The organism is Shewanella sp. SR1, from assembly GCF_020447145.1.
GTDB lineage: Bacteria > Pseudomonadota > Gammaproteobacteria > Enterobacterales > Shewanellaceae > Shewanella > Shewanella baltica.
The window spans coordinates 148,742-164,397 of record NZ_JAJAEF010000006.1; the positions used below are offsets into that span (position 1 = coordinate 148,742).

At 46.0% G+C, this 15,656-nt stretch carries 15 protein-coding genes and 1 pseudogene; 9 read left to right on the forward strand and 7 right to left on the reverse strand.

Translation table 11 applies throughout. The annotated features are described in order from the left end of the window. The first annotated feature begins 3 nt into the window (after positions 1 to 3). Positions 4 to 1,740, forward strand: a complete 1,737-nt coding sequence (locus tag KV201_RS07600) for a bifunctional UDP-sugar hydrolase/5'-nucleotidase (protein ID WP_226058964.1) — start codon at positions 4 to 6, stop codon at positions 1,738 to 1,740. Positions 1,741 to 1,911: 171 nt separating this feature from the next. On the opposite strand, the pseudogene KV201_RS07605 reads toward KV201_RS07600, so the two are convergent. After that, positions 1,912 to 2,806: pseudogene (locus KV201_RS07605) on the reverse strand (LysR substrate-binding domain-containing protein). A gap of 231 nt (positions 2,807 to 3,037) precedes the next feature. On the opposite strand from KV201_RS07605, the gene KV201_RS07610 reads away from it, so the two are divergent. Further along, positions 3,038 to 3,481 carry a DoxX family protein gene (locus KV201_RS07610; RefSeq protein WP_011847349.1) on the forward strand — a complete coding sequence of 148 codons (444 nt, stop codon included), beginning with the start codon at positions 3,038 to 3,040 and terminating at the stop codon, positions 3,479 to 3,481. Between the two features lie 12 nt (positions 3,482 to 3,493). Further along, the gene (locus KV201_RS07615; RefSeq protein WP_226058965.1) at positions 3,494 to 4,204 is read left to right on the forward strand and encodes a pirin family protein; all 711 of its coding nucleotides are present in this window, start codon (positions 3,494 to 3,496) and stop codon (positions 4,202 to 4,204) included. Between the two features lie 257 nt (positions 4,205 to 4,461). Here KV201_RS07615 and KV201_RS07620 read toward each other — a convergent pair whose 3' ends face one another. From KV201_RS07620 to KV201_RS07640, 5 genes are all read right to left on the reverse strand, one after another. Beyond that, positions 4,462 to 4,986 (reverse strand): GNAT family N-acetyltransferase, encoded by a 525-nt coding sequence (locus KV201_RS07620; protein ID WP_006082491.1) that lies wholly within the window; start codon positions 4,984 to 4,986, stop codon positions 4,462 to 4,464. Positions 4,987 to 5,153: 167 nt separating this feature from the next. After that, positions 5,154 to 5,675, reverse strand: a complete 522-nt coding sequence (locus KV201_RS07625; protein ID WP_226058966.1) for a GNAT family N-acetyltransferase — start codon at positions 5,673 to 5,675, stop codon at positions 5,154 to 5,156. A 172-nt stretch (positions 5,676 to 5,847) separates the two neighbouring features. Then, positions 5,848 to 6,150, reverse strand: coding sequence for an NrfJ (locus KV201_RS07630; RefSeq protein WP_106649949.1), 303 nt, complete (start codon positions 6,148 to 6,150; stop codon positions 5,848 to 5,850). Positions 6,151 to 6,275: 125 nt separating this feature from the next. Then, positions 6,276 to 6,485: a DUF3820 family protein gene (locus KV201_RS07635; protein ID WP_006082494.1), complete on the reverse strand. Its 210-nt coding sequence runs from the start codon at positions 6,483 to 6,485 to the stop codon at positions 6,276 to 6,278. 155 nt (positions 6,486 to 6,640) lie between these two features. Then, positions 6,641 to 7,111, reverse strand: coding sequence for a GNAT family N-acetyltransferase (locus tag KV201_RS07640; protein ID WP_226058967.1), 471 nt, complete (start codon positions 7,109 to 7,111; stop codon positions 6,641 to 6,643). A 527-nt stretch (positions 7,112 to 7,638) separates the two neighbouring features. On the opposite strand from KV201_RS07640, the gene KV201_RS07645 reads away from it, so the two are divergent. The 6 genes from KV201_RS07645 to KV201_RS07670 all read left to right on the forward strand — a co-directional run bounded on the left by KV201_RS07645 (position 7,639) and on the right by KV201_RS07670 (position 13,880). Continuing rightward, complete coding sequence (locus KV201_RS07645) at positions 7,639 to 8,481, forward strand: AAA family ATPase (protein ID WP_226058968.1); 843 nt, start codon at positions 7,639 to 7,641, stop codon at positions 8,479 to 8,481. Continuing rightward, positions 8,441 to 8,908: a CopG family transcriptional regulator gene (locus KV201_RS07650; RefSeq protein WP_226058969.1), complete on the forward strand. Its 468-nt coding sequence runs from the start codon at positions 8,441 to 8,443 to the stop codon at positions 8,906 to 8,908. Before KV201_RS07645 ends, KV201_RS07650 begins: the two co-directional genes overlap by 41 nt. Before the next feature lie 249 nt (positions 8,909 to 9,157). Next, entirely contained in the window at positions 9,158 to 10,561 is a 1,404-nt protein-coding gene (locus KV201_RS07655; protein ID WP_226058970.1) for an ABC transporter substrate-binding protein, read from the forward strand. After that, on the forward strand, positions 10,548 to 12,287 hold the full coding sequence (locus KV201_RS07660; protein ID WP_226058971.1) for a GGDEF domain-containing protein: 1,740 nt from the start codon (positions 10,548 to 10,550) through the stop codon (positions 12,285 to 12,287). Before KV201_RS07655 ends, KV201_RS07660 begins: the two co-directional genes overlap by 14 nt. A 111-nt stretch (positions 12,288 to 12,398) precedes the next feature. Then, on the forward strand, positions 12,399 to 13,223 hold the full coding sequence (locus KV201_RS07665; protein ID WP_006085694.1) for a zinc-dependent peptidase: 825 nt from the start codon (positions 12,399 to 12,401) through the stop codon (positions 13,221 to 13,223). 24 nt (positions 13,224 to 13,247) lie between these two features. Next, positions 13,248 to 13,880: a nuclear transport factor 2 family protein gene (locus KV201_RS07670; RefSeq protein ID WP_226058972.1), complete on the forward strand. Its 633-nt coding sequence runs from the start codon at positions 13,248 to 13,250 to the stop codon at positions 13,878 to 13,880. A gap of 128 nt (positions 13,881 to 14,008) precedes the next feature. On the opposite strand, the gene KV201_RS07675 is transcribed toward KV201_RS07670, so the two are convergent. Next, positions 14,009 to 15,481: an HDOD domain-containing protein gene (locus KV201_RS07675; RefSeq protein WP_226058973.1), complete on the reverse strand. Its 1,473-nt coding sequence runs from the start codon at positions 15,479 to 15,481 to the stop codon at positions 14,009 to 14,011. Positions 15,482 to 15,656 lie beyond the last annotated feature (175 nt).

Consider the following 15,656-nt stretch of genomic DNA (forward strand, 5'->3'; position numbering starts at 1 on the left):
GTTATGACACAGGGTTACACGCTCTCACTCGCGCACATCAATGACACCCATTCGAATTTTGAACCCAGCCGCGTCCAATTTAACCTTAACATCGGCCAGCATAAGCTTGATGTAACCAGCCATAGCGGTGGTTATGCCCGCATCGGCCATCACATCACTAAGGCACGTCAAGCCGCCGCACAAACCGATACGCCGTTTATTTTCCTGCACGGTGGTGACAGCTTCCAAGGCACGCTTTATTTCAACCATTTTAAAGGCAAGGCCAACGCCCACTTACTTAATCTGCTAGCGCCCGATGCTATGGTGATTGGCAACCACGATATCGATGAAGGTAACGCCAGACTTGCCGAGTTTGCTAAGCAGATTGATTTCCCATTGCTTGCGGGCAACATGGATTTAAGCCAAGAAGATCTCAACAAACCCGGTTGTCTGCGCGGTTTGCCTAATATCTTGGATTATGATCACCAGCAAAAACGCGCGAAATACCTGCTTAAGCCTTTCCACGATAAGACGTTAGCCATTGTCGGCATTACCTTAGATCAAATGAAAGAGATCGCTCGCCCCGATCCTGATACTCATTTTGTCGATGCTATCGCGACAACCGCACGCACGGTTGAGCACCTTAAAAATCAAGGTATTAAACATATCATAGTGCTCAGCCACTTAGGCTTAGATCAAGATAAACGCCTCGCGGCCGAAGTGGAGGGTATTAGCCTTATCGTCGGTGGTCACACGCATACGCTACAGGGCGATTTTCGCGCCTTAGGTTTGAGCAACCTGCCCTACGGTGAAGTCATCAACAACACGCCGATAGTGCATGCGGGTAAATATGCCGAAGTCGTCGGCTTAGCCGAGATAACGTTTGATGCTGAAGGGAAAGTGCTGAGTCTAACAGGCGGCAACTATTTCATGCTGGATCAACACTTTATCTTAAGTGCTAACACAGCTGTCGATAATCAAGATTACCAAGCGGTGCGTCAACAGCTCAGTCAGCACCCGAATGTCCTTTGGGATGATGCCGATGCCGATATTGATGGCGTGATCCGAGACATCTACAAACCCGCCATCGCGGATATGGAGAACAAAGTTTTAGCACTGGTTCCAAAAAACTTAGTCCATACGCGCCTGCCCTCTAAGGCCCTGCCCCACGGCAGTGAAATTGCGCCATGGGTGAGTCGCAGCATGTTCCAAGAAGCTAAGCTTGTTGATCCTAGGGTAAACTTTGCCCTGCATAATGCTGGCGGTGTGCGCCAGTCAGTAGCCCAAGGCCAGTTGACGTTGGCGGATGTGATGGGGCAATTACTGCCCTTCGAATTGCCGCTGGTTAAGTATGAAATTCAAGGTCAATTCCTCTATCAAGCGCTCGAATCGGCGATTAACGCGGCGACCAACAACAGCGTCCGTGGCACAGGTGCGGGCAGTTTCCCTTACACTTACGGCTTACGGTATTACTACGATGGCCGGCGTCCACTGGGCGAGCGTTTATTCAGATTAGAGATGATGCAGCAGGACATTTGGTATCCCGTTGAGCCTGAGTCACTGTATGTCGGAGTATCGACCTCTTACACAGCTGCGGGTAAGGAAGGCTATCATCCATTGCTGCAAGCTCGCTGGCAGGAGTCGATGGAATCTCTGACATTGCCACAGGCATTTATTCGATTCTTAAATCGCTCACCGAATCTGTCTGATTTATTGTCACAGCACGTGCATTACACCAGCCACAGCCAACGTATGGGTTAAGTGCCAATGCTCCTCATGCCGTCAACATTGATGCAGTGAGGAGCAAAGTAAATTAATGAGTGACTGGGTAACTGTCTTCCTTACAAAGCGTTGAATAGACAGTGATGCAAAACAAACGTTGCTCTCATTGCCTGTCATCAAAATTGCTAGACTTATAAAATTGCTAGGCGCCTAAAACTGCCAGTCGCATTGTGGCAAGCGCTCAGTAAACCAATCCTTTGCCTTGCCCTGCGCGTCTTTACGCCACGCCATAAACACAGCTTGGGGGTGGGCGCGGCATTTCCACATGACAAGCCACTAAACTTCCCGTCGCCAACGCATCCAAAATCAAGTGTTTTGGAATATAGCCTACGCCGAGTCCCAATTGCTGCGCCTTAATTTTGGTCTGCATATTCGGGACTCGGATCACTTGGCGACTATCAAATAAACCGCTCGAACGCTGCGCTAAGGCCGTCGAACTGTCAGCCACCACAATAGAAGGGAATTGCAGCAATGCCTCTGTCGGAATAGGACCCGCATGCTGCGCCAATGGGTGAGCAGGATTTAAGGCAAACACAAACTCCAACTCACCGATTTCGACCACATGATATTGACCTTTTGGCAGTTCACCCGTTACGCCGATGGCAATATCGGCACGGCCAGAGTAGAGCGCATCCCAGCCGCCACCTAAGGACTCTTCACTGATGTTCACCGTCACTTGCTTACCCAGCTCAGTAAATTCCCCGATCAACTGCAATAGGGGTAAATCCGGCACGACAGTATCGATTGCTAAGGTTAACGAAGACTCCCAGCCGGTCTCGAGTTGACGCACCGCTTCTTCGAGCCTAGACGTTGCCGAAAGGATTTCTCGACCTTGGCGCAGCACAAGTTGACCGACTAAGGTCAGTTCGGCGCGCTGGCCCTTACGTTCAAATAATTTTGTGCCTAAATCGCTTTCCAGTTTCTGCACTGTGTAGGTCAGCGCCGACGGCACTCGGAACAAGGACTCGGCCGCTGCGGAAAAACTGCCTTTTCTATCAATGGCATCGAGTACGATTAATCCATCGAGACTAATAGATGGCAACATAAAAACCTCATATTCAAATTATTTGAAGTCGACATTGAAAATGTTCCGATTTTCTTTGCCAAAGGTCAAGTCTACACTGCTTAGCAATGGAGAGGTTCTGCGGAACTCACTGCCGAAATCGGATGTAGATACTGAGTAAAGTTAAGTTAGAACAGATTTAAAAACTGAGTTAAAACTGATTGAACAACACACTTAAATACTTGTTAAATAATTTGAAATAAGGAATACCCCATGAAAGCACTCATCGCAAAAACACTCAAATCAGCCCCTAGTCTTGCCCCACTGGCACTGCGTATTCCTATCGGGATTATCTTAATCGCCCATGGTTCACAAAAACTGTTTGGCTGGTTCGGTGGGTACGGTTTAGAAGGCACTGGACAATGGATGGCATCCATTGGTCTGACGCCAGGTTACTTAATGGCACTGATGGCAGGTTCAAGTGAATTCTTCGGCGGCCTATTCCTGTTACTCGGCCTGCTGACTCGCCCAACCGCCCTCGTATTGTCATTCACTATGATAATAGCGATTTTCTCAGTACACATAGGCAACGGTCTGTTCCTTGCCAACAACGGTTACGAATTTGGTCTCGCCCTACTAGCAGCCACAGTGTCATTGGCGGTTTCAGGTGCCGGTAAGTTCGCTATCGATAACCTATTCGCTAACCGCATCAAATAAAGGGGAAGCAAGATGATCACATTAAGAAAAGCACAGGACCGCGGTCAAGCAGATTTAGGCTGGCTAAAGAGTCAACATACCTTCTCTTTCTCTAGTTACTATGACCCAGAGCACATGGGGATTTCATCCCTAAGAGTCATCAACGATGACAGAGTAACGCCCGGCGCAGGTTTTGATACCCATGGCCATAAAGACATGGAGATCATCAGTTACGTGATATCTGGCACTATCGCCCATAAAGATAGTTTCGGTAATATCAAAACCTTACCCGCAGGTGAGTTTCAATTGATGTCGGCGGGTAAAGGCATTTACCACAGCGAGTTCAATGCTTCTAATACTGAGCCGCTACACTTTTTACAGATTTGGATCCGCCCAGATACCTTAGGCATCGATGCGGGTTATCAGCAAAAGGCATTCAAGCAGAGCTCACCGCTGACGGCTGTGGTGACACCAAACGGTGAAAATGGCACGCTGAAAGTGCAACAGGATGCGACCCTATATCGTTTAGTATTAAGCGAAGACGAAAAAGTGACGATGGCCAGAACCGCCGAACAAGCGAGTCGTCATCTGTATGTTCAATTGATTGAAGGTACGCTAGATATCAATGGCACAACACTCACGACTGGAGACGGCGCACATCTGACCCAACTTGCGAGTGTCGACTTTACGGCGACAAGCGGCCAAGTCACCGCACTAGTATTCGACTTGTCAGCTAACGCGTAATACGAGCGAATGGCTTAACTGAACCACTCAGTAAAACCACTTAACGATTGAGTAAACGATTAAGCAAGTCATTGAGCAAACGGTTGAGCAAGTGATTACATGCCAGCTTGATAATCACTCACCTAGAAGCACTGCCACAAGTCATCTTTGGCAGTGTTTTTTATTGGCGTTTTGATGGCCATGTTATAAGGCGATGTTATAAAAGCAGTGCTAACGGCCTCGTTGAGCGAACCAGACCAGCACTTTGATAAGCTGAGTTAAAGCGCGAGTGTCATGCTGAAATTGACCAACACTTGGGCTTGGCCCTGTGCTTTATCCGCCGCATTCAAAAAACGCTTATGTTCATTACGGCGAATACTGCGAAATCCTTGTTTTTCAAAAAATGGTCGCGCGAGATAGGATGCTTCAACCGTTAATCGTTTCAGCGCTAAAATTTTAACTTCTTCAAACAACGCAAAATACAAAGAGGTGGCCACCCCAGAACGGGCATATTCGGGATGAACGAACAGACATTCCACTTCGGCAGCGGCTTCAACTTCACTGTCGGCACCTATCTTAAGATTGATAAATCCCACCAGCATGTTATCCGCTTCAGCAACCCAAATCGTGGTGCCCTTTAAGCGTTCGAGCCAATAGTTCTCACTGCGGATCTCACCTTCGATATAAGCCCAAGCAGAGCGCTCGGCAAACGAGTAAAACTCGCCAGAGCCTTGCATTACACTCGCCTCAAAGATCGCCGCCAGCTGCGAGACATCCGATGGCGTAAATAGTCGGATCTTCATTCTCTGCCCTCCATCTTGAATTGTTAATCGCTTAAGATTAACCGTATTCTAATTTAAGTTAAATAGTGCTGATTTAACTTAAATCGTGTCACTCAACGGCGTTAAGCTAATGTTTTACTGTGGAATACCTTACATTACTTTTTGGTTGAACCCCTAGTAAGCTAACGTTAAATATTCTTCTCCATATTCTTCTCCATATAGAAGCCCGGGATCACTTGCCCAAGTTTTTGCTGATAACTGCGCTGTATTTGAATGAATCCCATACGGGTAAATAACCCTTTAGAGAGATAAGAGGCGTCCACACTCAAGCGCGCATAGCCTTGCGCCTTAGCCCACGCTTCTAAAACACGATAGGCACGCTCACCCAATCCCTTAGCTTGATAATCTGGATGGATATATAAGCTGTCTACATAACCTTGGTGCGCAAAATGGGTTTCGACATTGATAAAACCGCAGCAAATTAAAGAAGCTGTCGCTGCATCTTTGACTAATACTACCCACGCCTTCGAGCGGTTTAAGCGCAAATCCCAATGTTTAGCCGATCTTGGCGCCGCAGACCAAGCTGCAAGTTGCGCTTGTGAATAACGAGCATGGGTAATGTTATGCACACAAAGATGAAATAACTCACTCACCTCACGGGCATAACATGGCTGATAAGGCTGGATCTCGAACTGTTCAAACGCCGTCACTTAATTGTTCTCTGTTGAGTAATAACCGCTAGCAATAGTGCTATTTTGCCGCGTTTCGCTTAATCGAGATAGGCTCAAATTTTGCGGTTTTAATGGTTAGAAACAAAAACGGCCTCGATAATATCGAAGCCGTTTGCTTAAAGAGGCGCACAGGTTAGCGCACTCGTTACTGTTACTTCTTATCGATTTGACCGACAAATAACAGCTTATCAAAGGTGCGGTTTAAAGTTTTACTGGTGAATTCGTTCATCCACATTTGTTCAACCACAGCCACTTTATCGCCTTTACTCACTTCAGTTTGAGGACCCGCAGCCCAAAAAGTAGTGTCAGCTTCTTTAATCTGTACGTAGGTGTAACCACCACCGTTCATCGTATCAACAACAGTACCCTCGTGGGTGACACCTTGAGCCCAAGCACTTGATATGCCTAACGCTAAAGTCGCTACTGCCGCTAATTTTACCCATTTTGCCATCATGCCTGCGTTCCTTTTGTTTTGCTAATATGCTGCATTAAAGCATGCTAAAAACAATAAATCGCTAATCTCTATCACGAAATACAACACTTATCGCAAAAGCAGTATTTTTCTTAAAAGAAGGGAACTCATTTCAACAGCGGTTTTAGCATGCCTTCTAAACCATTAAGCTTGATTTCGTACATTAGGGCTAATTGCTCACCGAGTTTGCCCTGGGGGAAACCTTGCTTATGGAACCACACCAAATAGGGCTCGGGTAATTCCAGCAACTTACGTCCAGCGTACTTACCAAAGGGCATTTTTTGATTTACAGCGTCGATGAGTAGTTGCTGATCCATAGATTGTTATCTCGCGCAGTTCGTCCCGATAATCCCAAGGATGCTACAACATAAGCCAATCAATGTCGCCGTTAACTCATACAACACTCCCACATAAGTCATCCAACACTTAAGGTGAGTACCATAAACGCACAAACTACATTCTCAGCTGAATCCTAAGCAACAATTTTTAATAGATTTGGCCCTAAATTAGCGCATGGCGCATATTGAAAACCATATTCACTGCATAAGCGTTCAGACTCACCATAGGCGGTAATGCTGACACAAGTCCCAGAACTTGCGTGTCCATCGACAAAGTCCATCACTCGCTCAAGCATGATCTTCGCCAGCCCATAGGATTGGTATTCGGGCAACACGATAAAATCTTCAATGGCCAAATGCCCAGGCTTATTACCGTAAACACACGCCGTAGCTAACAGATTAGACTTAGCGACTCCCGCGCCAGCATGCTCCATTTCAGCATTGTCACTCAATCGGATAGAGACCCAAAACAGTGCCTGCACATCCGCAAGCTCAACACCGATCGAAGGGCGGCCAGCGGCACTACGCAGATTGAGTAATTCATGGAATAGCGGTGCTGTTTCAACGAGTTCAAACTTAATAGGCATAATAGTTTTGATATCCATTTGGCATCCCTTCTCTCATGGTTGAAATTGCAAGCGATTTAGACGGCAGTCTAAGAGATGATAAAGCCAGCATTTGGCAGTTTGATGACAAGCACCTCACCAAACAAGACCACTTTCGACTGAGAAGTCGATTCTTTACACGGATTCATTAATAACATTTAGCAATATAAAATTAACATTTATACCGATAGAGAAATAAAAAACCAGAATTCACATCCTGTGCATAGCCATCGATTACAACAAACAAGCCTGCAAGTAGATATAAAATAAATAAAACCATTTAAAACCAATAAGATAAAAAATCGTACTGATACATCCCTCCTCACCTGTTGCTCGTCAAATTAACGGCACATGACCAGATGCTGACAAAAAACCATTGCTGACAATTTAATCAAAAACCGTCAAAAATCAGCCAATTGACTGGGATTAACATAAGGTTTACATTCGATTTCGAGCACAAAAACGGTGTGGCTCCCAACTCATCAACTCGCTGCCCAAGGGTCATCAGAAGAATTAAGGAATGCGTCATGATAGTGTTAATCGGCGGAGAAAAAGGCGGCAGCGGTAAAAGTTGTTTAGCCCAAAACATAGCTGTCTTTCTAACCACAGAATGCAATGCCTCAGTCATTATGGTGGACTGCGATCCCCAACGCACCACATCAGATTGGATCCAGGCAAGGAACAATAATCCCAAATTAGCCAGCATTAATTGCGTGCAGCTTTACGGCAAGATCCGTAATGACTTGCTCAGTCTTGAACAACATTATGATGTCGTCATAGTCGACTGTGGTGGTCAAGATAACTTAGCGCTACGTGCAACCATGTCTGTCGCTGCTTACATTTTAATGCCCTTAAGACCTAAGCGTCGCGATTTGAAAACCGTTAGCCACATGGACGATATCGTCGCAACCTGTAAGATGATAAACCCAAAGCTACAGGCTTCATTTGTGATCACCCAATGTCCAAGTTTACCTAATCAAGCTAACCGAATTTTAGAAGCCAAAGAAGTCTGTAAAACCTATGATATCAATGTCCTTGATGCAATAACCTACTGCAGGAATGTGTATGATGACAGCGAAGAGTCGGGGCTGTCAGTGATTGAAATCGACCCTAGCGGAAAGGCCGCCGACGAAATCCGCACTATCGCCTGTGAACTGTTCCAAGTTGATTGCGCCGCCAATTTAGAAGACCGCCTACATCCTGCGATGCTCGCTCAGAGTGCTGGTAAGGGTCAGATGCACAATGGTTTGACAAATAATGGTTTGCTCAATAATGGTTTGCTCCATCAAACTCAACCCACTCACCTTACCACTCAACAAAGGGGGCAAAATGGGACTCAGCGACCTCAAGAAAAACGCTATGCCATCTAGCAGCATACAACAGTCGCTTTCGTTAGATGAATTTATTGAGGCAGCAAACTTATATGCCATGGGACAAAGCCTAAATAAGACAAAAAGCAGTCATTTCGCTTTTGAAGCGGATGCAACAAACGCTAACACCGCTGACTCAAAGGTCGCTAACATAACGACCGATATAGGGCAGAGTCATTCCAATGTGCTGCGCTTACACAAACTGAGCTTAAGGACTGAAGTCTTATCGCCAGCAAAAGTAGAGGCCACAACTCACTATCGCAAGGCAACGTTTTCACTCAGCGAAGCGGCTATTAGCCAGCTCGCCACCTTGTCGGAAGAAAGCACGCTCTCCAAATCGAAACTGCTCCGATTCTTGATTGAACAACATTACGAACTGCCCATTGCCCTGAGGCAATTACGAGAACAACAGATCCAAAACCGTTAACGCTTCGCAATACTCCCACCCTTTTCCGGTAACTCAGCTAAGCTCGGGTTATCGGCTTTTTTACTTAAGAACAAGCACCAAGATAAAAACCACAATAAAATCGCGGCATAAATTCTGATCCCACCTATCCTTAAATGTACAGAATGCTGAATAAATGATATTTATTCAGGGTTAATACGCAACATTAAGGTGTATTTTTTGTTAAAGCCGATCCGACTTATTTGCCTTTGTTTAAGCGCCGCGTTTCTGATGCCCTGCTACGCAGAGTTTTCATTGGCACAAATCCCGCCGCTCACGAACAAAACGCCCATCACCTTAGTCGCAGAAAAGGGATTTTGGACCGACTATTTAACCCAAGAAATGTTGCCTAAATTTACCGAAAAAACTGGCGTCAAAGTGCAAGTGATCAGCACTGAGCTAGACACTATGTTTAACTTACAGACCCAAGATTTACTCCAAGGTTCGGGCAAATACGACTTGCTAACGATGGAAGCTGGCTGGGCAAAAGAATGGGCCGCCAATGGCTACACTGTGCCCTTAGTCGAACTCGCGAAACTGTACGATCCCGATGGTGAAAAGGCCATGGAGAAATACCTAGAACCCTATTACCCATCGCTACTGAATATTTTGTCCTACCATGGTGAAATCCATGCGATTCCCTACAACAACTATGTGATGGGCAATCATTACCGAGCGGATCTCTTCGATAATAAAACCGAAAAAACACGCTTTCAGAGCCAGTTCGGCTACCCACTCGCGCCAGCAAAAACCTTAACCGAGTTACGGGATCAAGCCCAGTTCTTCACTCGTAAAGCGGGCGCTATGTTGGCGGATAAAATGTTGACCCACGACTTTTACGGCCTAGCGCTAATGTCGGGCGATAAGCCACATATTAACGATGAATTTTCCAGCATGATCTGGAGCTTAGGCGGCGCTTGGATGCAGCCAATTTATAACGACCAAAAACAGATCAGTCATTTTGAAGTCCCCAGTATCAACTATGAGGCAATAGAAGCCGCAAAGCTGTACCGCGAATTAATGCCCTATGCCGTACCTGTTAACGAGCAATTTGCCTTCAATGAGGCCGCCAATGCAATCGCTACAGGCCAAGCGGCAATGTGGCCTTTTGCCTACAATAATTTGTGGCACAAATCTTTTAAAGTTGAACAAAATATTCCCGGCGCACGTCTTGCTGTGAGCCAAGTGCCCGGCGGTTATCCCTATAACGGCGCCTATGCTTTTGCCGTGAGCTACGACAGCAAAAATCCCCAAGCGGCCTATTGGCTCATCAAGTACATGGGCACCTATGAGGCGCAACACGCTTATGCTCTCGGCGGCGGTAATCCCTGTCGTATGGATGTCGTGACCGCCCCCGAATTAAAAAGTGAATCGTTAAGGACCATAGCGGGGGCATTCGAAGCAAGCCATATCGCTAATATGTTTTGGTCAACTAAAGTGCTAGAACTTGGGCATTTTACCAGTACCGCCATGGGACAGATTTACCCTGAACTCAGCCATGCTTGTTATCGCGCTAGCCGCAGGCCCGCTGACAGCGAGGATATTTTCATTAAATTAAGTGCAGAGATAAAACACCTCCAAAATACCTATGGAGAGGTACCTGCGATTGACAAGAAAACCAATGACAAGCACTAAACCGCTGAAAAGCCTAAAAAAAAAAATAACCTTAGCCTTCTATATCATAGTGGGCATGGCGCTGTTTAATGGTGTCGTCGCCATACTGCTGTCACAGCAACTGAAATCAGAAATTGAGCAACTGGTGGGCGTCGATGTGGTAAAAGTCACCACTGCGCTGCAACTGGCAAAAAACAGTGAAAAACTCCAAATCATCACAGCGCGTCTTAATCATTATGATAATGAACAGCAAAGACTTCGCCTATTGAGTGAGCTCTCGGCGCAGTGGGAACTATTAATTAATGACTCCCGATTACTGGCCTTAATTGAAACCTCTAGTGTCAGTAAGCAAGAATTGAATCACGCGTTAGATATCCAACTTTACTATTTACAACAGCTGCCATTACTTGCCGAGTTAACCGATTCCGCCCTACAAGCCAATTTACAAGCAACAAATATTCAAGCCAATTTAACCTCAATGGCATCGGGATTTACCGATGAAATGCAGACCCAATTTCACAGCATCAATGCCGATTCAGAGCGTCAGCTTAAGCTGAAAAATTTTGATAAAATTGCGATGAATATCAATACCAACCAGCAATTGTCTCAATTTAGTCATTTGGGAGAACACTTATTTACCCGCCTATCTCAGGTAAAAATTATCGACAATCTGGTTGAGCTTAACCGCACCCAAAGAGAAGCGATGCGGCTGCTGTTAAATATGGAGGCGATTCTCGAGGGCGTTAGCGGAGATACCAGTTTATATTTTAATTTGTTATCGCAAATAAAACAGACCATGGTCGGTGAAGATAACCTGTTTGAACTTTCACGCAAGGCCATTAAAAGCACGCATATCGCCAATGCGCATTTAGAGTACCAAGCCGATGCCGCGCAAATCGTAGCGACCTATACCCAAAATCTGGTCAACCAAGTCGAGAATGAAATCCAACAAACGGGCGGCGAACTTAAAAGCGACAGCACCGCATTTATCATATTGATTTTCTGCAGTGGTATTCTGTATTGCTTCTTCATCTGGCTCACCAGCTGGCACTTTATCACTAAGGGCATTATCAAACCTGTGATGGCGACGCGAGATGCCATGAACGCTATCGCCAATGAAAAGCTCGACACCCACATGCCGGTCACTGACAACCTAGAACTGCAGCAAATGGTGAACTCTTTAGAAACCCTAAAAAGCTATGCGGCCCAGGTTAAAGGAATGGCGGAAACCGACGGACTAACAGGCTGCTACAACCGCCGTTATTTAGACATACAACTCCAAAAAGAACTCGAGTATGCAAGGGATCACAATATGCCCCTTGGCATCATTCTGTTTGATATTGATAACTTTAAACAATTTAACGACAGATACGGCCATGTCACCGGCGATCAATGCCTGAAGAACATTGTTAACGCCGCTAAATCCATCTTAAAACGCCCAACTGACATGCTTGCCCGCTATGGCGGTGAGGAATTTATGATAGTGCTGCCATCGAGTCATCTCGAAGAGGTCTATCAATTTGCCGAACTATTGCGGGAGAAAATCATCAGCCTAGAAATTCCCCATGAAGACTCTCCCCATGCGGGCATACTTACCATCAGCGCCGGGATTACTTGCTGGCAACTACCGCAACAGCTGGATGCCAATAGTTTAATTAATCGCGCCGATGAAGCCCTCTATCATGCCAAACTGACGGGACGTAACCGCACCGAAGCCCTCCTCGGCCAACCCATTCGCTATTCCTAAGGCGCCAATCGCGGCGGCAGAAACGTTTCTTTTTTCAGCAAAGGATTGAGTTAAGTCCTCTTCACCCCCATTAGCTAATACTAAGTTAATCAGGATCAGGTCAGGGAAAGTATGCTCGCTATTGTTATCACGCTTATCCTCGGAGTCGGGGCAATTGCTTGGCTACTTTCAAGTCGTTGGCGCAAAACCTTGCACCGCCGCCGAGTCACGGCCAAACCCTTTCCAAAAGAATGGCGCAGCATTCTCAAAAAAAGACTGCCTTACTTCCATGCGTTACCGACAGATTTACAGCTACAGCTCAAACGGCTTATCCAAATCTTCATCGATGAAAAGGAGTTTGTTGGCTGCGATGATTTCGAGATCACCGATGAAGTCAGAGTCACTATCGCAGCACAGGCGTGCCTCCTGCTGCTCAATCGAAAAACAGACTTTTACCCCAAACTGAAACAAATTTTGGTCTATCCCGATGCCTTTATCGTTAATAATCAACATAGAGACACGAGCGGTATTGTGTGGGAACAACGCAATGTGCTGGCGGGCGAATCTTGGGAATACGGCAAAGTGGTGCTCTCGTGGAAAAATACCTTAGACGGCGCCGCCGATCCCCACGATGGCAATAATGTCGTGATCCACGAGTTTGCCCATCAGCTCGATCAAGAAGACGGCCAAGCCAATGGCGCGCCGATACTGCAGCATTTTGCCGATTACAGCACTTGGTCAGAAGTACTAAGCAAGGCTTTCACCCAATTACAGCACAGCGCAAACTTTGGCATACCCTCAATATTTAATTACTATGGTGCGACGAATCCCGCTGAATTTTTTGCCGTTATTACTGAAGTCTTTTTTGAAAAGCCAGAGGATTTCTACCAACAACACCCAGACTTGTATCGGGAACTGAGCCGCTTTTATCAACTCGATCCGATAAACTGGCATTAACCACTCAAACTAGAGACACGCAAAATGCTCAAGGACACTCATGCATTCGCAGTTAAAGGCACCACTGTTAATCGCGCCGCTAATATGAGTCGCGCGACTAATGCCAGTCGTGCCACTAATATTATTCGCATTAGCTTGGGGTTACTGCTCAGCGTATTAATGCTCGTCGGCCTTAATGTAAGCGCACAGGCACAGGACTCGCCAACACAAAGCGCTCAAACACAAGACACTCAAGTCCAAGGCGCTCAAACAACATCGAGTTCAGACCAACAAGCGGCAGCTCAGGTGTTGGATTTACTCAACCAATATTCAAGCGATGCCGATTGGGATAAGTATTTTGCCCTGTACCGAAAAGACGGCATTTTTATTGGTACGGATGCGAGTGAACGTTGGGGAATGGCGGAATTTGAACATTACTCCCGCCCTACAAAAGGTTGGCGCTATGATTTAAAGGAGCGGCATTTAATCCAATATGGCGACGTCATATTGTTCGACGAGTTATTAAATAGCCCCGCCTATGGTGTCAGTCGAGGAACCGGTACTTTGATCAAAACCGATGGCTACTGGAAAATTGCGCAATACCACTTAAGTTTCCCAATCCCCAATGAGATCGCGAAACAGATCACCACCGAGATCAAAGCCGCAAAAAAACAATAATGCCGTACTCCGCCGAATAGGGTTTCGAAAGCGTACAATTTATAAAAGTTAGATTTCGATAGCATCGCTGTTTCAAATTGTACGGTTTCAAAAAACCAGCGTTAAGATAAAAAAGTTAACAGCGAACGCTATCTCAAGGACACCGTAAAACACACATTCGCCAATTGGGAGAAGTGGATAAAACTTTGAAAATCCACTTCTTCAAATGCCCTTTCCGAAGGGCCCCTATCAGCATAATAAAACCCGATCACTTTGCTATCAACCAACAAAGGCGCCAGTAAAAAGCCCTTCCTTGACACGTGCCGTGCCTGTAATTCTTTGCACTGCTCCTGCCATTTTTTAGAACTGGGATCGTCCACCCAAAGTGGTGCCTTATGCTCCATCGCTTGATGAAATAGCCCACGTTTGTCACTCAAATCGATAATAAACTCTTGTTTTATCGCATCGGCATCACGGCCCAATATCACCCTAGGCTGGAGCTGTTTACGGCTTGGCGATAACAACAAAACACCGCAGCGGTCAACACCCACGCCCTCAAGAACACCTTCAAGAACCGTCTGCATTATCTGATTGAAATCTGCTTTATTAATGGCAAAACCTGTCAATTCACGCAACTTAGCTAACTGAATATTCAAGTTAACTTGATAGACTGGCATATCTAACGGAATGGGAGGTAGATCGGGTTCAGCGGCGACAATACGTTTAGGATCGGGCAAGTAATCGAGTAACACTTTAGCACCGTACACTTCTGCCAACTTATGGGTCGCATTCGCGCAGCGCTGCATTCGTACCAAAAACTCTTTCTCTTCTAGCCCAGTAAAACTCGCCGCTTGAGTCATACGTTTCGCTAACTCGAGCTTATCGAGAACGGGTTGCGATAAAATGTCGCAGAGCTTATCGGCAAGAAAAATAGCCCGAATATCTGGCCGCTGATCCTCTGGATAATTCAACGCTTGGATCAGCAACTCACCCAATCCCCAATTGCGGGCAATACTCTGGGTGAGCTGCAAAAAAGAAGCACCAAGGGCTTCGCGGGTAGCACTTCTCTCTTCGGCGGGCGTTTCACATTGGCAAAGAGTTAAATCTAACTCCTCAGTAAATTCTCCCCCAATACTCCAAAAAGCGCTCTCGCCTATGTGATATAACAAAGAGGCAATAAAGGCTTCCTCCTGCATCTCCTCGTCATGATGACTCAACATCATCCGCGCAATCATGGCCGCTTGAAATGCTTTGGCCATCAACTTAATTAACCTTTGATAGACATTGGGCGCGAGATTTTTACTCTCCAACAAGCTTGAGAGTAACTTAGCTGTAATACAGATATTTCGCACCGCATCGAAACCAAGCACTATGGCGGCGCGGCTAACGGTGGAGATTTGGCTACTCCCCTTATGATAAATAGCACTATTGGCGACTCGAAGAATACGAGAGGTTAAGGCGTTATCGTGCATCACGCTACGCCCAAGTAATGCGAGAGAGGAAACGTCATCCTTGGCGAGCTTTTCTAGCGATTTAACAGTCGAACACAGTGCGGGCATTTCTAATTCACTGATCCGATTTGTCCAATAATCGACCCCTTTATTAGTATTATTAGGCTTCAACCCAAATTTACCTTAGCAATAAAACCTTATTGTTTTGAGTATAGATAAGCACAAATATTTCGCCCGTGGTCTAAGGCTTGTTTTCACCAATCAACAGTTAATTGCTCAATAATTCAACATCAAGTTATACCCGCAAATAAAAATGCCCGAGACAAAGCCCGGGCATTTAGAGGTT